The organism is Bacteroides sp. CAG:633 (genome assembly GCF_000435115.1).
In the GTDB taxonomy this organism is placed as follows: domain Bacteria; phylum Bacteroidota; class Bacteroidia; order Bacteroidales; family Bacteroidaceae; genus Bacteroides; species Bacteroides ndongoniae.
Genome location: NZ_FR883148.1, coordinates 2,046 through 9,270, shown reverse-complemented (window position 1 = coordinate 9,270; position 7,225 = coordinate 2,046). Strand labels below are relative to the sequence as shown.

Annotated in this window: 5 protein-coding genes; 4 read left to right on the top strand and 1 reads right to left on the bottom strand. The window is 46.5% G+C overall.

Going from position 1 to position 7,225, the window contains the following annotated elements:
* On the bottom strand, positions 1 to 412 hold a 412-nt coding region (locus QVP67_RS14185), incomplete at its 3' end, for an HAD hydrolase family protein (protein ID WP_288180255.1).
* A 263-nt stretch (positions 413 to 675) separates the two neighbouring features.
* Between QVP67_RS14185 and QVP67_RS14180 the strand changes: the two genes are divergently transcribed.
* The 4 genes from QVP67_RS14180 (at position 676) to QVP67_RS14165 (ending at position 6,887) form a co-directional block, all read left to right on the top strand.
* A complete protein-coding gene (locus QVP67_RS14180) occupies positions 676 to 3,888 on the top strand; it encodes a BACON domain-containing protein (protein ID WP_022164212.1) in 3,213 nt (1,070 codons plus the stop codon).
* Between the two features lie 124 nt (positions 3,889 to 4,012).
* Positions 4,013 to 4,906 (top strand): prenyltransferase, encoded by an 894-nt coding sequence (locus QVP67_RS14175; RefSeq protein WP_022164211.1) that lies wholly within the window; start codon positions 4,013 to 4,015, stop codon positions 4,904 to 4,906.
* Positions 4,903 to 5,517 carry a CPBP family intramembrane glutamic endopeptidase gene (locus tag QVP67_RS14170; protein ID WP_022164210.1) on the top strand — a complete coding sequence of 205 codons (615 nt, stop codon included), beginning with the start codon at positions 4,903 to 4,905 and terminating at the stop codon, positions 5,515 to 5,517. Before QVP67_RS14175 ends, QVP67_RS14170 begins: the two co-directional genes overlap by 4 nt.
* 200 nt (positions 5,518 to 5,717) lie before the next feature.
* Complete coding sequence (locus QVP67_RS14165) at positions 5,718 to 6,887, top strand: MalY/PatB family protein (protein WP_022164209.1); 1,170 nt, start codon at positions 5,718 to 5,720, stop codon at positions 6,885 to 6,887.
* The last annotated feature ends 338 nt before the right edge of the window (positions 6,888 to 7,225 follow it).

Sequence of the window (7,225 nt, the reverse complement as noted above, 5' to 3'; positions counted from 1 at the left end):
GTGTAGGGATGGGCACTGTCACTTTCAGATGCTCGTAGAACACTTCCTGCACCCGTTCGTCGGGTTGGCAGGCACAGATGTCGTTCTCACCCACCACGATGCAGGGAATGTCCCGCTTTGCGCAGTAGTCCGTCAGTGTGCGAACGTCTGTTACAGGTATGGGACTCTTGTAGATCACTTCGTCGCCCACAAAACAGTAAGCGCCGTTCATGGTGATGTATCCGTCTATCAGTCCTCGTTCCTGCAAGGCACCTAAGTTACTGATGATGATGCGTGGCCGTCCGGTAGCAATAAAGATGCGGTGACCTTCAGCCTTGGCGGCTGCCAGTGCCTCTACGGCCGATACAGGTATTTCATGAGTTTGGAAGCTGACCAGCGTTCCGTCAATATCGAAAAACAGGGCTTTCGTCATACATTCATTCTTTTATCGGGGTGCAAAAATAGTGAAAGGCGAGCGCAGAGACAAATGAAAACCAAAGTTTTCAGATTTGATTATGCCGAGCCGCCTCCTGTTTTATCTAAATATAGTGAAAGGCGAGTGCAAGAATAATGGAAGGCTTCCTATGTAAACGAACAGATATTTTTTCGTTTCTTGTTTAAAAGAATTTTTGTTTGATAATATAGTTTAAAATATCTATTTTTGTTGTACCAATATACTTTAAATACTTTTTCATTATGAAAACGAATTTATTATTTCCATGTATTCTTTTGTTAGGACTTTTTGTTTTGATAGGTTGTGGAAAAGACGAAGGAAATGATGCACAGAAATCAGAGATTAGTCTTGACTCAAAACAATTGTTTTTTGAAGCAGAAGTAGGAGAACAATCGATTGTAGTTACTTCCAATGGTGAGTGGAGTGTGAGTGGTACTTCTGATTGGTGTACAGTATCGCCTGAAAATGGTGGAGAAGGTGAAACTGTTATTCAAATAATTGTTCAGGAAAACACGGGCGAAACAGATCGTAGCTGTATGCTGACTTTTACTTCTGGAACGGCAACGGAGATATTAGAAATAGTACAATATGCACCTGTTAATACTCATTATGTTGATATGGATTTTGATGATACGGATCATGTTAGTATTGATTATTATAATGAAAGTACAGGAGAACTTCATGTGTCTTATGCCGATGGAATGTCTATGCCCGAAGTTAGTTCGGATGATGTGATAGTATTACCGTATAGTAATGATTATGGAAGTATGATACGCATAGTGAAGTCTGTTTCTTCTCAAGGCAACGAATTGATTCTTCAGACAGATCGGGGTACTATGTCTAATTTATTTGAGAATATGGAATTTGCATTGGCTACGAATCCTTCAATGAAACCAGATAATTCTGGTAGGGCTGTTTCTCGTTCGGGTGTTCCTGTGCGAATTGTCACCCCTCAAACAATATCTGTCATGCATAGCGATGGTACGCGGCAGGTATTGTATGACAGTCGTTCCGTTACACGTAACCTTTGCGATGGAAATGCCCATATCGGATATCAACAAGATTGGAGTGGAACAGATCTTTATAATGGTGAATTAGGAACGTTGAGCTGGAAAAACTGTTCATTCGATTTAGGTCTCGATTCTTATATTTATTTTTGGTTTGGCGATAATTATCTTTCGCAGGATAATATTTGGGGATTTCAGTATTATGTAGAGGGCAATTTAAATTTGGATTTATTGTTGATATATGAATTTGAAACAGCTCCATCTAATGAATTGGATAATTTGGTAGCTCAGAATGTTATACCGATACAAGTTACTTTTTTAGTGGGAAATGTCCCTGTTACAGTAGATGTACAAGTTGATTTACGCTCTTATCTGAAAATGGATGCCGAGGCCAAGATTTCTGCAGAAGCTGGCTTCTATTTTAATTATATGATCGGACGTTTAGGACTTAACTGGAATAAAGACAATATGGATCCTCCTCAGGTAATTCAGAATTTTGGTCAACCCTCTTATGGCCTTCACGATCCGGTATTTAATGCACAAGGTTCTTTCCATATGAAAGGAGGTTTTTATCCTCATATCAGTTTGTTTTTTAATAAGCTGCTTGGGCCATGGCTTTCTGTTTTGCCTTATTTGCAAGTTGATTTGGAAGCCGGAATGCAGGTTACGGGCTCTGGCAATGATCAATACTTGGGCTGGAAAGCTGATTTTGGTGCAGGTCTCAGTTATAATGTTGGTATCGATTGGGCTTTCCGGAAGAGCGATAATGAACTCTGGTCATATCATGACGGTCTTCAGGATATAGACAATACTTATCAGAATCTATTCACTGCTCCTTATTCGGTCACATTACTTTCTCCATCCAATGGAACTCCTTTAGTTGTAGGTTCTCCGGTTGAGGTACAGTTTAAGGCTTCCGCCTATTCTCCGCTTACGCCGACGCAAGAATACGATTGTGAGTGGGTTACTATTTGTCTGGAATCCACTTCGGGCGGTAAATTAAGCGATGAGTTTGTGACAACTGATGAATATGGCATTGCTAAAGTGACCTGGACCCCTCAGGATGTAAATGATAAACTGATTGCCCGTATTGTTGACAAAGAAGGTCAAGAAATCAATTCTGCGGAATTTGTTCCAACTCTGCAGGGCTACGACATACAGCTTCTGTCACCTCAAAATGGTGACTTGTTGGAAAATGGTTTCCCAATAGGAGTTTCTTTTCTTGTGACGAACAAAGCTGTTGAAGAAACTCCAGCTACACCGGTTTCAGGAGTGGAAGTAAGTTTCTCTAATGGTGAGAAAGTCGTATCCGATGATAAGGGAGTCGCTTTCACTCAGTGGGTTCCTTCGTTCGAACAGCCAACATTGACAGCTTATATTGAACAGCCAGTGACAGACACTGACGGGAATATTTCGATGGTACGGCTTGCCGAAACGACTTTTATACCTAAACTGATTCAGACTTCAATATCATTGTTGTCACCGGTCGATGGATATGTAATGAGGCCTGGCGAGCAAGCCGAAGTTTGTTTTCTGGTTCAATACGCAACTGACGGACAAACACTGCCAAGTTCAGATCGATCTGTCAGATTTAGCAGTAAAGGAGGATTCTCGGCAAATGCCAAAACCGATGCTGACGGTAAGGTAATGGTTAACTGGTCCCCGGCGAATGCAGGTGACGTGCTGACAGCAGAAGTACTGAGTGCAGAAGGTGAAACAATAGCTTCAGCTGCATTTACTCCGACTATCGAATCTACCCTTATTAAACTGGTTTCCCCTTCTAATGGTCAACACTTGACTGAAGGAGAACCTGTTACCGTCACATTCCAGACATATTCTTCTCCTGGAAATATGCCGGTTCAAGGCGAAACGGTTACTTTTGTTCAACAAGGAAATGGAAATTTATCAGTTATTTCGGCTGTGAGTGATAGTAAAGGATATGTTAGTGTTATATGGACACCGGAAAAAGGAGGAAGTTTAACAGCGGTACTTGAGTCGAATGGAGCTCAGGCAGCTTTTCTTCCTTCTTGGGAAGATAGCTCTATAGTTGGTCATTGGCGAGGAATACACTATAAAGATGATGTAGATGATATGGATATTCCTTCCAGTCTATCGATAATAGCTAATTTTGAGTCCAATGGATATTGGAGTATTTCTTATGGAGGTTCAGAAGATGATAGTTCCTTTGCTGGTAATAGTTGGAATATCCTAGACAATGTGCTGTATTTGTACAATAGTGGAACTCTGACAGGCCTTTTTACAATTAAGGAACTTACAGACAATAGGCTTGTTCTTTATAATAAATCAGACGACACAGGCTACTGGGAAATAACGTTTGAACGCATGAATCCGGAAGAAGTTTCAAAGGAATTCCGCACTGTTTTCCGAAACGGTACAGATGAATATTTGAAATGGAGGCGGATATTTGATCAACTATTCTTCAAATAATATAGGTCATTTATCAGAAATAAGGGTGTATCAAAATACAGATTTTTAGGTGCGGATGATAAGTTATTGAAATGGCAAATATATTTCGTACATTTGCCACAATCTAACCAAAAAATATTCTTTTATGAACAAACATTCCTTGAAAGACTGGCTGGTGGCTGTGCGCCCCTGGTCGTTTCCTGCCTCGGCCATGCCTGTGGCGGTGACGTTGGCCTACCTCTATTGGGCGGGCTATGAGGTGAACTGGATCAATGGTGTATGGGCGTTGCTCAACATCATCGTATTTCATGCCGCAGGCAATACGTGGAGCGATTATTTCGACTACAAGCATCGGGTCGACCGGGAAGATACCCACGGTGTACGTACCCTGACCGGAGGGCTTTTCCGTCCGCAGGAGATCTACCGCCTTTCCCTTTCGCTGCTGGCAGTGGCCCTGATTGCCGGCATCGGTCTGCTTCTCCGCACAGGACTTCCTTTGCTCTATATCGGCATCGGTGGTGCGGCCTGCACCTTGCTCTATCCCACACTGAAGTACCGCGCTCTGGGCGATGTCGTCATCTTCATAGCCTATGCCCTGCTGCCCATGCTGGGTACGGCTTACGTGGCCACCGGCGTGACAGACTGGAATACCATGTGGGCAGGTGTTCCCGTAGGACTCATTACGGTAGCCATCCTGCACGCCAATAACACGCGCGACATCGAGACCGACGTACGTGCCGATATCTCCACCCTTGCCATGACCCTGGGTGGCCGTGCCTCCATGTACCTTTACTGTGCCGAAGTGCTTTTCCCCTTCGGCTGGATAGCCGGTTGTGCTGCCGGTGGCCTGTTCCCCTGGTGGACCATGCTGGTATGGATTGCCCTGGTTCCCGCCTTGGGCAATGTCCGTATGATGTCCCGTTATCCCGTTCTGGGCATGGAAGGCATTTCCCGCCTCGACGAACTGACTGCCAAGCTCCAGCTCATGTTCAGTCTGCTTTTCACCCTGTCGTTTGTTTTAGCCCGTCTGTTCTCGTGAAAAAACTGATATTTACCCTCATACTGGCAGCCGTGCTGTGGACGGTGATGTTCTCCCCCCTCACGGCTCCTTACGTCAATTTCTGGTGGATGATGACCGCTTCTGCCCTCACACTCTCCGTTCTCTCCACATGCTTCAATCCCGGTTGGTGGCATGGAGTCAGGTGGAGCGCAAGTGAAGTATTGCTGGGCATCCTCATAGCCGTTGTCCTGTGGTGCGTGTTCTGGACAGGCGATAAAGTCTCCTCCTGGCTTTTCGACTTTGCCCGTCCGCAGGTCAACCTGATCTATGGCATGAAAGAAGGCGAGTCGCCCTGGCTGCTATCCGCCCTCATGCTTTTCCTGATAGGTCCCGCCGAAGAAATCTTCTGGCGTGCCTATGTGCAGCGTACGCTTTCCAGCCGTTGGAATCCTAATACCGGTTTCCTGGTCGCCACGGCGTTCTATGCACTGGTCCATGCCGGTTCGTGCAACTTCATGCTGCTGATGGCAGCTCTGGTAGCCGGCATTGTGTGGGGCGGCCTTTACCGCTTGTTCCCCCAGCGTTTGGGAGCCATCATTGTCTCCCATGCCGTGTGGGATGTGGCCGTGTTTATCTGGTTCCCAATTTGATAGAGTTGAGGGTTCGGTGTGGAGGGTTTAGGGAATAGACACGGATAACGCGGATTTATATTTTTAGTCGTTGATAATCAGTGGAATCTGTGTTTCAAACAGGGCATTCCCGGCCTTGTATACTTGTTGACTGAAGCCTTGTCAACTAATACGTTAATAAACTTGCGAAACTTAGAACGAATGATCAAACCTATAAATATATGACTTACAATTTCGATGAATTGATAGACCGCCGTCACACCGGTTCAGTGAAGTGGGACGGCATGAAGAATGCATTTGGACGTGACGATCTGACCGCCATGTGGGTAGCCGACATGGATTTCCGTACGCCTCCTTTTGTAATGGATGCCTTGCGTCAACGTCTCGAACACGAGGTACTGGGCTATGCCATGCCCTGCGAAGGCTGGGACACCACCATCTGCCACTGGCTACAGAAACGCCATCAGTGGGAAGTACGCCCCGACTGGCTGACCTTTGTTCCCGGCATTGTGCGCGGACAGGCTTTTGCCTTGCTCTGCTTCACCAATCCCGGCGACCGCGTCCTGGTGATGACTCCTGTCTACCACCCTTTCTTCCTCGTGACCGAACGCCTCAAGCGTGAAGCAGTCCGTTCTCCTCTCGACCTGCGCGACGGACACTACCACATCGACTTCGACCGCCTTCGTCACGACCTGCAAGGCTGCAAAGCCCTCGTCCTGTGCAATCCTCACAACCCCGGCGGACGTGTCTGGACCGTAGACGAACTGCGTCGCATAGCCGAACTCTGTCAGGAAAGCGGTACCCTTGTCATTTCCGACGAGATCCATGCCGACCTCACCCTGCCGCCTTACAAGCATCATCCCTTTGCTACGGTCAGTCCGGCAGCCGCTTCCAATTCCGTCACCTTCATGGCACCCAGCAAGACGTTCAACATGCCGGGCGTTCAAAGTTCCTTTGCCATTGTGCCCGACGACACCCTGCGCGCCCGTTTCCAGCAGTTCATGGAAGCCGGAGAATTCTGCGAAGGCCATCTTTTTGCCTATATCGGCTGTAAGGCAGCCTTCGAGCATGGCGAGGAGTGGCTCAACCAGTTGCTAGCCTACATTCAGGGCAACATTGACTTTACCGAATCCTATCTGCGCCAGCACATCCCTGCCATCGGCATGATACGTCCGCAAGCCTCCTTCCTCGTCTTCCTCGACTGCCGTCAGTTGGGCCTGGAGCAAGAAGCACTGGAACGCCTCTTTGCCGACAAGGCACGCCTGGCACTCAACACCGGCACCACCTTTGGCGAACCCGGTCGCGGCTTCATGCGTCTCAACGTAGGCTGTCCCCGTGCAGCATTGAAGCAGGCACTCGATCAGCTAGCCGAGGCGGTTAATGGAGAATGATTAATGATTAATGGATAATGGAGAATGGATAATTGAGAATGGAGAGTTGAAAAGTTTAAGGTTGAGCGTTGAGTGTTTAGAGTAGTCTATGTATTGGCTCTAACTTCTCTAACTCCTGTAACTTCTCTAACTTCTCCAACTTCTCTAACTCCTTTAACTTCTCTAACTTCTTTAACTCATTTAGCTTCTCTAACTTCTTTAACTTCTCTAACTTCTATTCAAAAACACACACATTATGGAAGAATTCTCATTTCTCATGCCCCTGCTGCTTGCCATCGGCGGTCTTCTGGTCGGTGCCTTGCTGAAGTCGTTGCTGCGCCATTCGCGTGTTCCCTACA

Coding starts and splice junctions, on each gene's coding strand:
- QVP67_RS14180 (WP_022164212.1), top strand. CDS start 676: ATGAAAACGAATTTATTATTTCCATGTATTCTTTTGTTAGGACTTTTT.
- QVP67_RS14175 (WP_022164211.1), top strand. CDS start 4,013: ATGAACAAACATTCCTTGAAAGACTGGCTGGTGGCTGTGCGCCCCTGG.
- QVP67_RS14165 (WP_022164209.1), top strand. CDS start 5,718: ATGACTTACAATTTCGATGAATTGATAGACCGCCGTCACACCGGTTCA.